This window comes from Micromonospora sp. NPDC049523, assembly GCF_040676775.1.
Taxonomy (GTDB): Bacteria; Actinomycetota; Actinomycetes; order Mycobacteriales; family Micromonosporaceae; genus Micromonospora_G.
In genome coordinates, this window is the sequence record NZ_JBFAPP010000027.1 from 12,682 (window position 1) to 27,992 (window position 15,311).

The window sequence follows — 15,311 nt, forward strand, 5'->3', positions numbered from 1 at the left end:
CCGCTAACCTGCTAGCGGTACGACCTCCCGGTACGTCCCCTCGAAGAACAGCAGCCCGGACAGGCCGGTGCCCCGGCCGCAGCCCAGCACCCGACCGATGAACACCGAGTGGTCGCCGGCCAGGTGCGCGTCGGTGAGTTCGCACTCCATCCAGGCCAGCGAGCCTGCGAGCAGCGGTGCGCCGGTGTGCGGACCGGGCCGCCAGTCCACGGTGTCGAACTGGGCCGGCCCGAGCGGGCGTGCCTTGTTGGCGAAGTATCTGGCCCGGTCCTCCTGATCGGCGGCCAACACGGAGAAGGCGAAATGCCCGGCGGCGGTGATGGCCTGGTGCATGACCGCGGTCCGGGCCACGCAGCAGAGCACGAGTGGCGGTTCGAGCGACACCGAACTGAGCGCGTTGGCCGTCATGCCGTGCACCTGCTCCCCACCGACGGTGAGGACGACCACCCCGGTGGCGAACCTGGCGGCGGTGGCCCGCATGGCCGTGGGCGAGGTCGGTTCGGCGGCGGGCGGCGGTTGCGCGGCGGTGGCACCTGAACCGGCACGCCCGACCGCTCGACCGGCACCGGGCCCGTCAAGATCCAGGTCCATCTCAGATCGTCCCTCCTACGGCGTACGGCAACGGGGACCACCGGGTGCGCCGGACCGCGGTCCCCACCGTCGGCGCGGTGGTGTGGACCGGGCGGGCCGGGCGGGCGTACGTCGTTCACCGCAGCACGCCGCCAGGGCACGCGAGCAGCCGTGGGCCGGGCGGGGGAAGCCCGACCCACGGCTGACCGTCCTGCGTACTCGACCCGCCCGGGGTGGGCGGGAGGAGTTGTCGGGTGTTCAGGCTCCAGCGGGAAGTTCCTCGTCGGTGTCGGCGACCGGACGGTCCACCGCCATGATCCATTTGCCGTTCGACTCGCGGATGAGCACATCGGTGCAGATCCCGGTGATCCGTCGGGCCACGCCGTCCGGACCGGTGAGGTTCAGGACGAAGTCCACGATGATCAGCGAGGTGTCTCCGGCGGTGTACGAGGACCGGACGGTGGAGGTCAACTGCGGCCGGGTGGCGAGCAGTTCGGTGATCGCCGCCGTTCGGGCCGGACCCGTCAGCGGCGCCCCGGACAGGTTGGAGATCGCGTCATCCCGGTACAGGCTGTCGAAGATCGCGCCGCGCCCGGAATTGAACGCGGCAAGGAAAACCTCGTTCTGCGTTTCCGGATCGTCGGTGAGATCGAGGTGCTCCAGGTCGAGTTGCGTGTCCATCGGGATTGTCCTCACTCTCCGCGCGTTGCCGGCAGCGCCGTCGAGCACCATCACCAGCACGTCGCCTGCATTCAATCCGACGAATTCGCCGGGTCACCAGACCACAATATCGATGCCCGTGCCATCGACGCTCACTGTCGAATAACCGCACACTCATCGCGCCCGGACCGGTCCGTGGAAGATCAGTGCCCGGCCGGGGACGTCCGTTCCCGGATCAGATCGGCACCTCGTTCGCCGATCATCACGGCGTGCGCATGGGTGTGGCCGCGCGGCAGTCGCGGGATGACGGAGGCGTCCACCACCCGCAACCCGGTCACCCCGCGTACCCGCAGCCAGGGGTCGACCACGGCGTCCGGGTCGTCCGGACGCCCCATCCGGCAGGTGCCGACCGGGTGGAAGACGGTCTGCGCGTTCTCCCGGACGAGGGCCTCGCACGCCTCGTCGGACAGACCGAACGCCCACGGACCGAGGGGGTCACCCACCAACGGGCGCAGTGCCTCGGTGGCCAACAACCGCTCGGCGAGCCGGACCCCGGTCAGGTACGTACGCAGATCCGCCTCGGCGGTCAGGTACCCGGGATCGATGGCCGGCGCAGCCGCCGGGTCGGCACCGGTCAGGTCGATCCGACCGTGGCTCTCCGGCTGGAGCAGGACGACGCCGAGGGTGTACCCGTCCAGCACACCGCCGTCCGCCCCGAACGCCACCGGTGACCAGATGAATTCCAGGTCCGGCGCGCCCACCTGCCCGTCCGCTCGCAGGAACGCGACCGCCTCCCCGATGTTCGAGGTGAGCGGACCGAGCCGTTCCTGTTCGTAGCGCCGTCGGGACGCCCGGCCGTTGACCCCGGTGAACCGGAGCGGCCCCCTCGCCCGTACGGCCAGATCCAGGATGAGGTGGTCGCGCAGGTTGCGGCCGACCCCGGGAAGTTCGACCCGCGGTCGGATCCCGGCCCGGCCCAGGCTCTCCGGTTCACCCACACCGGAACGCATCAGCACCTGGGGAGATCCGACCGTGCCCGCGCAGAGGACCACCTCGCGCAGCGCGCGCAGCAGTCCGTACCCCAGTTCGACGCCGACCGCCCGGCGGTCGGCGTCCAACACGACCCGGCGAACCAGCTGACCGGTCACGACGGTGAGGTTCTCCCGGCGCAGGGCGGGGCGCAGATAGCCGTCGGCGGCGCTCCACCTGGCACCGTCGAGCTGGTTGACCGGGCTGATCGCACAACCCGAGGTGTCCGGTCCACCCAGGCCACCAGCGATCGGTTTCAGCCCCGTCTCCACGCAGGCGTCGAGGAACACCTCGGTACTCGGGTCGGGGTCGCGCGGCATCGAGATCCACAGCGGCCCGTGCTGTCCGTGGGTGTGCCCGTCCTCCCTGGCCCCCGCCCACCGCTCGGCCCTGCGGAAGTACGGCTCCACCGCCGACCAGGCCCACAATCCGCCGGCCGCGGCCACCCACGCCTCGAAGTCGACCGCGCCACCGGGCACCCACATCTGGAAATTGATCGACGAACTACCGCCCAGGGTCCGTCCCCTGGGCCAGTAGATCTCGCGTCCGGCCAGACCGGGCTGCGCGGTCGTGTCGAACGCCCAGTCGAGCGCCGAGCCGAAGAATCCGGGCGAGGCGAACGGCACCCGGATCTCCGGGTCGTCGTCGGGGTCGCCCGCCTCGATCAGCGCCACCCGTACCCCGGGATCCTCGGACAACCGGGACGCGACCACACACCCGGCCGACCCGGCGCCCACCACGATGTAGTCGAAGGTGCCCGCGTCGAACGTCTGCCCTGTCATAACCCACGCTCCTCCGTCGGATGCCGGGCCACCTCGGCGCACGCCCGGATGTCACTGTGCTCGGTCACCGACGTCGGTGACCGGCGTCGAAACGACGTCCCCCACCGCCGGTACGCGGTGGGGGAACGCCTTGCTCGGTTCAGCCGCCCGTGCTCGCCCGGATCAGGCGGTCACGGGCGGTGGCCTCACCCGTGCACCAGCGGGGCGACCTGGCTGGCCGCCCGCAGGCCGGATTCGATGGCACCGTCGACGTAGCCGCTCCATCCGCTGGCGATGTCCGCGGTGGCGAACGCGATCCGGCCCTGGGGCCGCTGGATCTGTGCCAACAGGTCCACCAGCTGCCCGGGTCGACGGAACGACCACCCGCCGAGCGCGTACGGATCCCGGCCCCAGTCCTGTGCCCTGGCGGCGACCACCTCGGCGTCCGGCACGATCAACCGCACCGCCGCCTGGAGCTGCGCCAGGTTGGACACGTCCAGGGTGGGATGCACGCTGAACCCGATCATGATCTGCCCGTCGGCGAGCTCTCTGTGCGGCACCAACGTGTCCACCGGGTAGCCCTCGGGGGCGTAGGCGTACGACCGGCCGATGTCACTGCGGATGTGCATCCAGAACTTCTTCGAGTGCGGTGCGCCGATGGTCTGGTGGGTCGCCCGCAGTCGCTCCGGGGAGAGACCGGGAGCGAACCGGATGTTCTTCCAGACGTTCACCGGCACCGCCACGACCACCGCCGAGGCGGCGAACGTCTGCCCCGCGACGGTGGTCACCCGTACCCGCCGCCCGTCGTCCGCGATGGTCCGGACGGGCGAGTTCAACCGCAGCTCGGGAGGTGCGTCCGCGAGCATCGTCTGCAGTATGCCGGCCATGCCCTGTTGCGGCCGGAAGGTGTTCAAGCTGTAGTACTGTTCGGCGTTCCACCCGGACAGCGCCCACCAGTGGCCGAGCTGGGTGAGCGCGCCCCGGGTCGACGTACCGGCCAGGCCCCCGGTGATCCCGGTGAGCCAACTCTCGTCCTGCGCCGACAGTCCCATCTGGTTCAGTCGGTCGCGCAGGGTCAGTCGGTCAAGCGACCGGAGCAGGTCCGCCCGGTACAGCGGTTCGTGCGGGCGGGGAAAATACTCCTCCGCCCCCTGGCAGAACCGGGCCACCAGCTCGCCCTGGTGCCCGAACGACTCCTCCGGCGGGAAGAACTGGAAGCCGTCCCCCACCGGGAAGATCGTCCGGTCCGGCCCGCTGTCGGCGAGAACGGTCACCTCCTGACGGGAGATCTCCTGCCAGATGTGGGTCTGCGTCTCGTGCACCCACGATCCGCCCAGTTCGATCGACTCGCCCATGAACGAGTCGGTCCAGGTCCGACCGCCGATCCGGTTGCGCGCCTCGAGTACGAGGGTACGCAGTCCCGCCCGGCGCAGTTCCCGGGCGGCGGTGACCCCGGCGAACCCGGCACCGACGACGATCGCGTCGTAGTCGGAGCGGTTTCGACCGGCGGTCGCCGCGGGTGGCGCGACGAAGGTACCCGCCGTGCCCGCCAGCCCGGTGGTCGCAATCGCCTTGAGTACGGTTCGACGGGACGGTCGGCGCACGCCGGTCCCGTCTGACAGCCTGTCCGCTGACAGCATCATTCATCCTCGTGGATCGTTTTGCCCGCCGGGCACGAGCGCACTGTTGCCCGGTTCCCCGGGCCGCCGGGTCCTGGTCCGGAGGCGGCGGCCGGGCGGATTCACAGGAACGGGGTGTCGGGTTCGAGTCCGACCAGGGCCCGCCCGTGCACCTCGAGACTCATGTCGGGTGACATCAGCCCGTGCAGCGACAGCCCGAGCAGGTCACGGTGGAAGCGTTGGAAGGGCGATCTGCGGCTGAGCGCGGATGCCCCGGCCACCGAATGCAGTTCCTCGACCGCCTCCTTGACCAGCGCGATCGCGAAGCCGGCCTGTCCCCGTACCCGGATCTTCTCCTCGATCGTCGGCTGTTGGCCCTCGTCGGCCCGCCGCTGGAGGATCGGCAGGTAGCTCGCGGAAAGTGCCTCGGCGGCGGCGATCCGGTTCGCCGCGGTGGCGACCCGCAGTTGGGTCAGCACGTGCTGGCGCTGGTCGGTGTAGGAGCTGTAGGCCAGGCCACGGCCGGGCAGCCGTTCGAGGAACAGTTCCAGCGCCGCCTTGGCCATCCCGATGTAGGTGGCCACCGACTCCGCCACCACGAAGGTGATCAGGCTGTACTCGCGACCGGTGGCACCGGTGTTCGACCGGTCCGGAGCACCGTCGGTGAGCGCCTGCTCGGCGGTGACCATTCGCTCCGCGGGAACGAAAACATCGGTGGCGGTCGTGGTGGAGCTACCGGTGCCGCTCGCCGCGACCACGTGCCAGTCGTCGGCGATCGTCAGCTCCGCCATCGGGACCAGGACGAAGACCTCCTCCTCCTGCCCGTCCGGGTGGTGCAGGATGGCGGCGAGCAGGTCCCAGTGCGCGCCCCGGCAGCCGGTGTTGAACCGCCAACTGCCGTTGAGCCGGTAACCGCCATCCACCGGCTCCAGCGTCGCGGTGGGGGTGAACCCGCCGGAGATCCGTACCGATCCGTCCTTGAAGATCTCCTCCTGGACCCGGTCCGGGTACAGCGTCGCCATCCAGGCACTGGACACCCAGGCGACCGCGATCCAGCCGGTCGAGCCGCAGCCGCGCGCGATTTCGGTCAACACCTCGACCTGGTCGGCGAGCGGCAGGTCGAGACCGCCGTACCGGGCCGGTACGGCCATGCTGAACACGCCCGCCTTTTCCAGCAGGTCGATGTTCTCCTCGGGAATCCAGCGCCGTTCCTCGGCCTCGAAACCGTTCTCGCGCAGTCGCGGGACGATGTCCCGTACCGTGTCCAGGACGGTCGTGGTCGCATCTTGGGTGCTCAATGTGGTCTCCTCAGCGGTGGTCGTAGTGCACGGGTGGGCCGGCGGCGGGCTGGACGCCCGCCGCCGGTGAGACGTCAGCGCAGCGTGACGGGCAACCGCTGGTGGCCGTTGGAGATGAACGACTCCAGCGGGCGTAGCTGGTCCGCCGGCTCGGCCAGCACCATTGCGGGAAACCGGTCGAACAGTGCCGGCAGGCCGATCGCGGCTTCCATCCTGGCCAGCGGTGCGCCCACGCAGTGGTGTACGCCGTGCCCGAAGGCCAGGTGCTCGCGTCGGCCCGGCCGAGCCGCGTCGAACTGGTCGGCCGAGATCCCGTGGACCAACGGATCGCGCCCGGCGGCACCGAACGCGATGACGATCGGGTCGCCCCTGGCGATGGTCACCTCGCCCAGTTCGATCTCCTCGACCGCGTACCGCAGCGGCAGGTTCACGAACGGCGCCTGCCAGCGCAGCGTTTCCTCGATCACGTCGTCCCAGCCCAGCTCACCGCGACGGACGCGGTCGAGCTGATCGGGGTGGGTCAGCATGGCGAAGATCGCCTGGTCGAAGAGGTTCACCGTGGTCTCGTGCCCGGCGGTGAACATGAGCATCACGGTGTCCACCAGCTCGCGCTCGCTCAGCCCGCCCCCGTCGGTCTCGTCCACCACCTGCAGCAGCGCGGTGGTCACGTCGTCGCCGGGCCGCTCGCGTTTGATCGCCACCACCTCGTGCAGCAGGCGGTACAGCTCGTGCTCGTTGGCCTTTGCCTCCTCCTCCGAGCTGGCGGTCTGCATGATCGCGTGCACCGAGCCGAGCAGGTCGTCCCGGACCTCGTCGGGAATGCCGAGCAGTTCCGAGATCACCTGTACCGGTACCGGGTAGGCGAACTCGGCGCGCAGGTCCACCGGCTGTCCCGGTGGGAGCGCGGTGATCCGGTCCAGAATCCCGGTCACGATCGCCTCGATCCGGGGTCGCAGGGCGGCGGTACGACGTGCGGTGAACGCCCTCGCGACCAGCTTGCGCAGTCGGGTGTGGTCGGTGCCGTACGCGGTGATCATGTTTCGGTCGGCCACCCACATCGCGAGCGACCAGGTCCGGGCAAGTTCGCTCTCCCCGTTGCCCCACGCGGGCCAGTGCTGGTAGGTGTCCCGGGACACCCTCGGGTCGGTCAGCAACCGCTTGATCAGGGCATGGTCGGTGACCCACCAGGCAAGGACGCTGCCCGGCAGCTCGACCTGGGTCACCGGCCCCCGGGCCCGGAGCCGCTCGTTCTCGCCGTGGATGTCACGGCCGGTGATGTCGATGACAGGTACGCTGCTGTGACTGGTCATCCGCGGTCTCCCCTGGATTCGACACGAGTGGGTTCGCCGGTTGCCGGCCGCTCAGGCGGTGACGAACCGGCTCGCGTCCTGGTCGCGCAGGATGCCGCACACGTCACGCAGTGCGGCGTCGAACTGGGCGATCTCCTCGTCGGTCAGGTAGATCGACGGCTCGAAGCGCATCGTGTTCAGCGAGCTGGCGGTGGAGAAGATGCGGATCCGGTGCCGGTGCAGCAGGTGGCCACCGATGACGTAGGCGAGCGCCTCGTGCTCGACCCAGTCCCGGATCTCCGCTGACGACGAGGATCCCTGGTCGTGGAACTCGATGCCGAGCATCAGCCCCAGGCCGCGTACCTCCTTGACCACGTCGGGGAAGTCGGCCCGTACGGCGTTGAGCATCGCCTCGGCCTTGGCGCCCCGCTCCCTGGCCAGTCGGTACGCCAGCCCGTCCTCCGCCTCCAGCATCTCCAGCACCTTCAGCGCGACCAGGGTGGAGAACCCGTCCTTGCCGAAGGTGGAGGTGTGGATGAGTTCGAAGTCCTTGCGGTACCGCGACTCGTGCACCAGCACGGTGCCGGTCTTGGCGATACCGCCCCCGAGGCTCTTGGCCAACACGATGTAGTCGGCCCGGAGCCCGATCTGGGTGGAGGCGAGGAAGGTGCCGGAACGGCCCATGCCGCATTGGATCTCGTCCGCCACGAGCGGGCAGCCGGCCGTGTCGCACGCCTCGCGGATGGCCTGGGCGAGTTCGGTGGAGATCGGCCGGATGCCGGCCTCGCCGAGGATCGGCTCGACGTAGAACGCGGTGAACACCGGGAAATCGCGTTCGATCAGGTCGACCACGCCGTCCTCGACCGCCACGTCGAAGAGCACGGCCCGCTCGTCGTCGACGATCTTCCCGATCAGGTCGGGACGGTCCAGCGGTACGAACCGGGCCTGCGCGGCCAGCGCCCGGAACGGAAGCCGGAATTCCTCGTTGTAGGTGAGCTGGACACTGCTCGCCAATTTGCCGTGGAAGCCGCCCTCGAGCGCGAGGAACAACGGCTGCCGGGCGGACGTCTCGGCGTTGCGCCGCCCGATCTCGGCGGCGATCCGCTCGAAGCCCTCCGCCGGGTCGGCCGAGGCGGCGAGCCCCAGCAGCGCATAGGCGTCGGCCGACACGGTGGCGCCGGTGGCGACCGCCGATCGCCCCTGGTCGACGTGGAGACCGACCTCGGCGGTGAGTTCGGCGATCCGGATTCCCCGGTCGAGTTCGGCGTGCTTGATGGAGACCTCGACCGCCTCCGCCCCGGTGTTGGCGTAGAGGGCGAAGTACTTGTCCTCGGTGTTCAGCTCACGCCGGATGATCTTGTTTAGGGCGGCTGCCACGTCGATGCCGTAGGAATACCCGGCGAACTGGGCGTGCACCGGCGTCTGGGCGTCCAACACCGACTTGGCGTGCGCGACGAGTTCAGGGTTGTTGTGCCCGAACATGAGTGACCCGAAGCCGCTGGCGCAGTCCAACACGCCCACCTCGGCACCTGTCTTGTCCAGGTAGTAGAGCTGATTGCCCGCTGCCCGGACGTACTTGATGGCCAGGCCGAACTCGTCCAGAACCTCGATCAGATAAGAGTCCGCGAACTTGGGCGGACCAGACAACGAACTCATCTGTCCCTCATCTCTGTACGGCGACGGAGGCGGGTGTCGTGGATCGGCGACCACGACTTCGACCCGCTGACACAGAGATATATCGGAGCCCTCGGGCAAGTACGGTCACTGCGGGTTCACCCGGTCGCCTGCGCGGACAGATGGACGCCCGATTACCGCACAGTGATTCGTCGCCGCTCACGAGGCTCTTACCCGAGGTGCCGCCCGTACGGGCGGGGCGGCACCACTGCTACCTGGGCCCCGCCGCACCCTCCACGATGGACTGCGAAGCAGCGGACGACAACGCGTCGAGAAGCGGTCGGGTGGCCTCGTCCGGTGACATCCGGCGGCCGCGGTCGAAGTGTCGGTTGAACACCCGTGCGCCGAGCGCGCCCCGGGCCATGGTGGTGATGCGGTCGACGTCGCCACACTCGGCGATCGGCAGCGGCGCTCCGGCCGTGTCCCGCGCCCCAGCCCCGGCACCGAGCAGCAGCGCGGCCCGATCGTGGTGCCCCGCGACCGCCTCGGCACCGGCCAGCCCTTCCAGGGAAAGCGCGATCGTACGCGGATCACGGGTCAACCGGGCGGCCGCGTAGCCCTCCAGGTGCAGCCGGCGCGCGGTCGCGGCGTCCCCCCGCTGTTCGGCGATGAACCCCAGCTCGGCCAGGATCAACGCCACGCCGTTGTCACCCTCGGACTGTCGACACCAGTCGAGCCACCTGCGCAGGTGCGACTCGGCACGATCCAGGTCCCCCTGCCGCCTGGCCCCCATGCCGAGCCCGACCTCGGCGAACTGCTCCCCGAAGGTGAAGCTCTGTTCCGCAGCCGACCGCATGGCCCGCTCGTGCAGCTCCCGTGCCTGCGCGTAGTCGCCCCCGAGCAGCGCGATCCGTCCCAGTCCGGACAGCTTCGTGGAGACCTCGCCCCACAGGCCGAGCTTCTCCGCGATCCGCAGCCCGTCGCGATGCATGCGTACCGCCTGGTCGTAGTCCCCCTTGACCTCCGCCAGTTGGGCAAGCGCGTCCATCGCCTGAAGCTGACCCCAGCCGTCGCCGAGTTCCTCGAACAGCGCCGCACTCATCTCGCCACAGCGCTGGGTGGTGGCCAGGTCCCCGTGCAGTACCGCCTGGGTCGCCCGGGCGCTCAACGCGGCCGCGGTCCCCCACCGGTCGCCGAGTTCCCGGAATGCGGCGAGCGCCCGGCCGATCCGTTCCTCGTTGCCGCCCATCTCGCCGTACCCGATCTGGGTGAAGCCCAGGAACCACAGCGCGGTCGCCCGGCCCAGCGCGTCGTCCGCCCCGTCCGTCGGCCCGAGCACCTCGTCCGACTCCGGTGGGGGAAGACTGTGGTCGCCGGCCCGCAGCGCGAACCCCGCCTGCCAGGCGAGCGCCTTGGCCCGGTTCGCCGGGGTGGACTCCCCCTCGATGGCCAGTGCGGCGCTCAACGAGCGACTACCCTCGCCGAGTCGGCCGCGCAGGAACCAGTACCAGGCCGAGGCGTTCACCAGGCGCAGCGCGAGATCGGCGGCACCCTGCTGGATGGCGAAGTCCAGTGCTCCCCGGAGGTTCGCCGACTCGTCGTCGAGCCGCTCCAACCAGCGCAACTGGTCCGGGCCACATAGCCGTACCCTGGCCCGCTCGGCGAACTCGGTGTAGTGGCGCAGGTGCCGTCGCCGCAACAGCTCCGACTCACCCGCCTCGTAGAGCCGTTCGGTGCAGTACGCCGCCACCGATTCCAGCAGCCGGTAACGCCGATCCCCGGCGCCGTCGGTGGCCGCGACCAGGGACCGGTCCACCAGCCTGGCCACCAGATCCATCACCTGACCGGCGGCCACGCCCTCGCCCGCGCAGACCTCTTCGGCGGAGCGCAACGTGCAGCCACCGGTGTGTACGGCCAGCCGCCGCAGTACGGTCCACTCGGACTCGTTGAGCAGGCCCCAGCTCCAGTCGATCGCGGCCCGCAGTGTCTGCTGCCGGGCAGGCGCACCCCGCTCGCCCATCGTGAGCAGGTTGAACCGGTCGGCGAGTCGGGCGGCCACCTCGTGCACCCCCAGTGCGCGCACCCGGGTAGCGGCGAGTTCGAGGGCGAGCGGGATACCGTCGAGTCGCCGGCAGATCGCGTGGACCGCGTCGACGTTGCTCTCGTCGAGCGTGAACCCGGGGGTGGCCGCGGTGGCCCGGGCGGCGAAGAGCCGTACGGCGCTGGGCTGCTCCCCCGAGGCGGGGTCGAGCCGCACCCGGTCGTCGGGAAACGCGAGTGGTGGCACCGTCCAGAGCCGCTCGCCGGTGATGCCCAGGGGTTCCTGGCTCGTGGCCAGGATGCGCAGACCCGGGACCGCCTTGAGTAGCAGTTCGCTCAACTTCGCCACCGGCTCTATCAGGTGCTCGCAGTTGTCGAGCACCAACAGCAGCCGCTTGGTCCGCAGGGCGTCGGCGAGCCGTCCGGTCAGGGGCACCGGTCGGCCGACGAGATGGCCGCCCGCGGCGACCTCGTCGCGTACGCCGAGCACGGTGGCCACCAGATCGGCGACCTCGCCGAAGAGGGACCCGGAATGCTGGTCGACGTTCCGGTCCAGCGCGGCCAACTCGGCCAACCAGACCCCGTCCGGGTAGGCGTTTGCCGCGTGACCGGCAACCGCGAGGGCCAGGCGGGTCTTGCCGACACCACCTATCCCGTTGAGGGTGACCAACCGTCCCGCGTCCAGCATCGCGCCGACCTCGGCGATCGCCTCACGCCGCCCGATCAGCTCGTCCAGCGGGGCGGGCAGGTTGGACAGTGGTCGGCTTCCGATGGTGATCGGGTCGGGAATCGCGGTCAGCGCCGGATCCTGTTCCAGCACGGCCTGACGCAGTGCGATCAGCCCGATACCCGGCTCCAGCCCGAGTCGGTCGGCGAGAAGCTTGTGCAGCTCGTCGAAGCTGTTGAGCGCCTCGGTCTGTCGGCCGGCGCGGTAGAGCGCCCGCATCTGTGCCGCCCGCAGCCGCTCCCGCAGCGGATGCTCGGCGACCAGGTCGCTGAGTTCGCCCACGAGCAGGCTGTGCTCGCCGAGTTCGAGCATCACCTCGGCACGTTCCTCCAGCGCGACCAGGCGCTGCTCCTCGAGCCGGGTGATCGTCGGGCGGGCGAAGTCCTCGTCGGGGAAGTCGGCCAGCACGGACCCGCGCCAGAGTGCCAGCGCGTCGGCGAGTATCGCCGCCCTCGCCCGGGGGCTGCCGGTCTTGCGTGCCTCGGCGACGAGCTTCTGGAAGCGGTAGGCGTCGACCGAGCCGGGGTCCGGTCGCAGCAGGTATCCCGGCGGCCGGGAGACGACCAGTTCGCTCGCGCCGGGCTCGGCGTCCTCCAGCGTCCGGCGAAGCTGCCAGACCTTGGTGTGGAGCGCGCCGGTCCGGTTGGTCGGCGGGGTGTCGCCCCACAGGTCCTCCGTGAGTCGGTCCGTCGATACCGGGCGCGACTCATGCACCAACAAATTGGCGAGCAGCGCACGGACCTTGAACTCGGGCACCGTTATCCTCTGGCCCTGCGCGGTCCAGACTGCCAAAGGTCCGAGAATCCCGAAGCGCATGGACCCAACCATATCGCCGTACGGTGATGGGTCCGAGACGCCCCGAACATCCGGAGCATCCGAACGCCGTACCGGTGGCCGGGCCGATTCAGGCCGCCGGCCGGAGCGTGTTCGACGTCGGGGGCGATGTCCGCAGGCCAGACGCTCGAAATCGGCTCTGCGCCGGGGGCCTCAGGACCAACCGGCCGACCGGTCAGCGACCGCATCAGAATTGCCTCACATTTGACCGACAACGCGCGAAAAGAAATCCAGATGCGGACAAGTTCATATACTCTAGCCGATATAGTGAGCACTTCACGGACCACATATCCTCGTCCGAAACCCGACCCGAAAACACCCCCTGCCTGCCGACCCAGTTTTCGTAATGGTCGGACAGCGACACCCGCGTGCGTTGCGCTCGGATATCCCGACGGCGCAGATCCGGGCAGCCGACGGTGGGCCGCGTACACGCGACGCACGCCGCCAACCCAAGCCGGGGATTCGCGCTAGGCGAACCCGAGGCTGTCCGGGACCGGTCCGGCGCCCGCCTTCATACCGGGAGCGACCAGCGCGGTGCCCAGTACGCGTCGAGCCAGCCGTCGGGTCTCTTTGTCCACCACGGACAGAATCGAGCTACGCAGCCGGTACACGGCGCTGTCGGAGGTCGAGTCGAGCGTGATGCACGCCGTGTGGCGCTTACCCCCGCCCCAGTTCGGCCGACGGTCGAGCAACTCCGGGCGGGCGACCACGATGACGAACAGTGGTGCTCGACCAGATGCCTCGGCGAGTTCCTCCACCGAGTCCAACGCCTCCTCTGCCGCGCCGGACACCTCGTCGATCACCGCCACCACCGGCTTGTCGTCCGCGGCGAGTTCCAGGAAGCGGCGCCACGCCAGCAGGGTTTCGGCCTTGGCGGCCTTCTGGACCCGTTCCTGCGCCGACGGGTCGAGCAACGCTTGGAGAGAGAGCATCAGCCAGTCGGCCTCGTAATCCGGGCAGTCGCTGCCACGGATGACCGCCGCCAACTTCCCGGCCGCCACCGCCGCCGAGTCGCCGCGCTGGATGCCGCAGATCGAGGTGAGAATCTCGGTCTGCGCGGCGAGGATGCCCGTCCGGGCGGACAGCGGGATACGTCGGTCCAGGAAGATCGTCTCCGGGCGCTCGTCGAGCATCCGCCGCTCGAACTCGGCGAGAAATCCGGCAACGTGCGCGGCCGAGCTTCCGAACACGGTGACCAACTGCGGCTTCGCCCGCTCCCGGGTGCACTCCAGCAGCCCCCGCATCACCGCCAGCTCACTCTCGTGCTCGGACGACGGCGTGGCCGGATCCTTGAGGTTCTCCGGGTGATCGCCCTCGGCCCGCCACCCACCGGGCGAGTGTTTGGGCTGGCGACTGGCGATCAGATCCTCGGTGAGCTGACGGGTCTTGTCGCAGATCCACACCTCGCCCCCGGGCACCAGACCGAGCAGGTGCTGGCATTTGTCGATCAACGCACCGTCCACCGTGGGCGGCTCGTCCTGGGGGCCGAGCCGATACCGTACGAGTGCCTCACCGGTCACCACCGCGGCGCGGACGATCAGTCCTGGCTCGCCGAGCACCATCCGGGGCCCGGCCAGGCGCGAGGCGCTGAGGCAGTCGCGCAACATCAGCACCGCCCGGACCGCACGCAGCTCGTCGTTGCCGTACCGTCGCGGCGCTCCGAACAGGGCCAGTGAGGCGGAGCCGATCGACGCGGATACGGTGCCACCCAACTGTTCGATGCCGACTTTGACTACAGATGAGACGCTTGCTAGCGTATTGTCTACTTCAGCGGGATCGAGGTCGGCGAAGTTGGGGTTCGGGCGCACACTGACGATGGCGATGCTGACCTGTCGACGCTGCGCGGCCGAACGTTGCCGCGGGATGCGCGGCGGGATGCCCGGCGCCTCAGGCGCGGGCTCAGGTCGCGCCCTGCCCTCGTTCGCCGCCTGCGCGGTCGCGGCCACCTGCTCGGACACCGCCCGGACGGACGGGCTCGCGGACACCTCGACCCGAGCCTGCCCGGGCAGCACCCCCGGCGGCAGCGCCAGGGTCGGGTCGTGGGTGAGGATCGCGTGCTGAAGCTTCTGCAGGCTCGGCCCCGGCTCGAGCCCGAGGTCCTCCACGAGTGCGCTGCGCATCCTGCTGTAGACGCTCAACGCATCCGCGTGCCGGCCGCACCGGTACAGCGCCAGCATCAGCTGTCCGCAGGCCCGCTCCCGGAGCTTTTCGGTGTCGACCAGGCTTTCCAACTCGCCGAGCACCGAGTGGTGTCGACCGCACGCCAACTCGGCGTCGAAGTAGTCCTCCATCGTGCTCAGCCGCGTCTGTTCCACGGCTGCCAGTTCCGGCCAGGCGGTGCCGCTCTCCACCAGGTCGGCCAGGGCCGCACCGCGCCAGGTCGCCAACGCCTCGCGAAGCACGTCCGCGGCCTTCTCCGGGGTACGCGCCGCGAGCAACGCCCGACCCTCCTCGGCGCGGCGATGGAACCGGTGCAGGTCGACCCGATCGGGGTCCACGTGCAGCACGTAACCTGGGGCCCGTGTGGTCAGGGTGGCCATCTCGTCCCCGTAACCGGCCGAAGCCAGCACCGTACGCAGACCCCAGACCGCGTTCTGGAGCATCTTCCTGGCCGAGGCTGGCGCGTCGTCCCCGGTCCAAAGGGCACCGAGCAGCTGACTTGTCGGCACCACCTGGTTGGCCCGCAGCAACAAGAATCCCAATGTGGCCCGCTGTTTGATGCCACCCAATGAAATTGTGCGGTCATTGTGCGTGGCTTCTAGCGGACCCAGTAGCCAGAACTGCATTTCCTCTCCCAGATTCGGTGCAGTCGCGTCACACGAAGTCAACACAGCAGTCGTTCAGCATCGACGTTGTCGCCTCCCGGCCGT

Annotated in this window: 9 protein-coding genes; all 9 read right to left on the reverse strand. The window is 69.8% G+C overall.

The features are described from left to right. Positions 1-3 precede the first annotated feature (3 nt). The 9 genes from AB0J90_RS30555 to AB0J90_RS30595 all read right to left on the reverse strand — a co-directional run bounded on the left by AB0J90_RS30555 (position 4) and on the right by AB0J90_RS30595 (position 15,134). Positions 4-591, reverse strand: a complete 588-nt coding sequence (locus AB0J90_RS30555; RefSeq protein WP_363601767.1) for a flavin reductase family protein — start codon at positions 589-591, stop codon at positions 4-6. 237 nt (positions 592-828) lie between these two features. Beyond that, a complete protein-coding gene (locus AB0J90_RS30560; RefSeq protein ID WP_363601769.1) occupies positions 829-1,251 on the reverse strand; it encodes a nuclear transport factor 2 family protein in 423 nt (140 codons plus the stop codon). Positions 1,252-1,433: 182 nt separating this feature from the next. After that, on the reverse strand, positions 1,434-3,041 hold the full coding sequence (locus tag AB0J90_RS30565; RefSeq protein WP_363601771.1) for a GMC family oxidoreductase N-terminal domain-containing protein: 1,608 nt from the start codon (positions 3,039-3,041) through the stop codon (positions 1,434-1,436). A 185-nt stretch (positions 3,042-3,226) separates the two neighbouring features. Next, positions 3,227-4,624, reverse strand: a complete 1,398-nt coding sequence (locus AB0J90_RS30570) for an FAD-dependent oxidoreductase (RefSeq protein ID WP_363601773.1) — start codon at positions 4,622-4,624, stop codon at positions 3,227-3,229. 137 nt (positions 4,625-4,761) lie between these two features. Beyond that, positions 4,762-5,937, reverse strand: a complete 1,176-nt coding sequence (locus AB0J90_RS30575) for an acyl-CoA dehydrogenase family protein (RefSeq protein WP_363601775.1) — start codon at positions 5,935-5,937, stop codon at positions 4,762-4,764. Between the two features lie 74 nt (positions 5,938-6,011). Continuing rightward, entirely contained in the window at positions 6,012-7,247 is a 1,236-nt protein-coding gene (locus tag AB0J90_RS30580; RefSeq protein ID WP_363601777.1) for a cytochrome P450, read from the reverse strand. A 51-nt stretch (positions 7,248-7,298) separates the two neighbouring features. Continuing rightward, positions 7,299-8,882 (reverse strand): aminotransferase class III-fold pyridoxal phosphate-dependent enzyme, encoded by a 1,584-nt coding sequence (locus tag AB0J90_RS30585; protein WP_363601779.1) that lies wholly within the window; start codon positions 8,880-8,882, stop codon positions 7,299-7,301. Between the two features lie 229 nt (positions 8,883-9,111). After that, positions 9,112-12,363: a BTAD domain-containing putative transcriptional regulator gene (locus tag AB0J90_RS30590; RefSeq protein WP_363601780.1), complete on the reverse strand. Its 3,252-nt coding sequence runs from the start codon at positions 12,361-12,363 to the stop codon at positions 9,112-9,114. 545 nt (positions 12,364-12,908) lie between these two features. Next, a complete protein-coding gene (locus AB0J90_RS30595; RefSeq protein WP_363601782.1) occupies positions 12,909-15,134 on the reverse strand; it encodes a BTAD domain-containing putative transcriptional regulator in 2,226 nt (741 codons plus the stop codon). Positions 15,135-15,311: the final 177 nt, after the last annotated feature.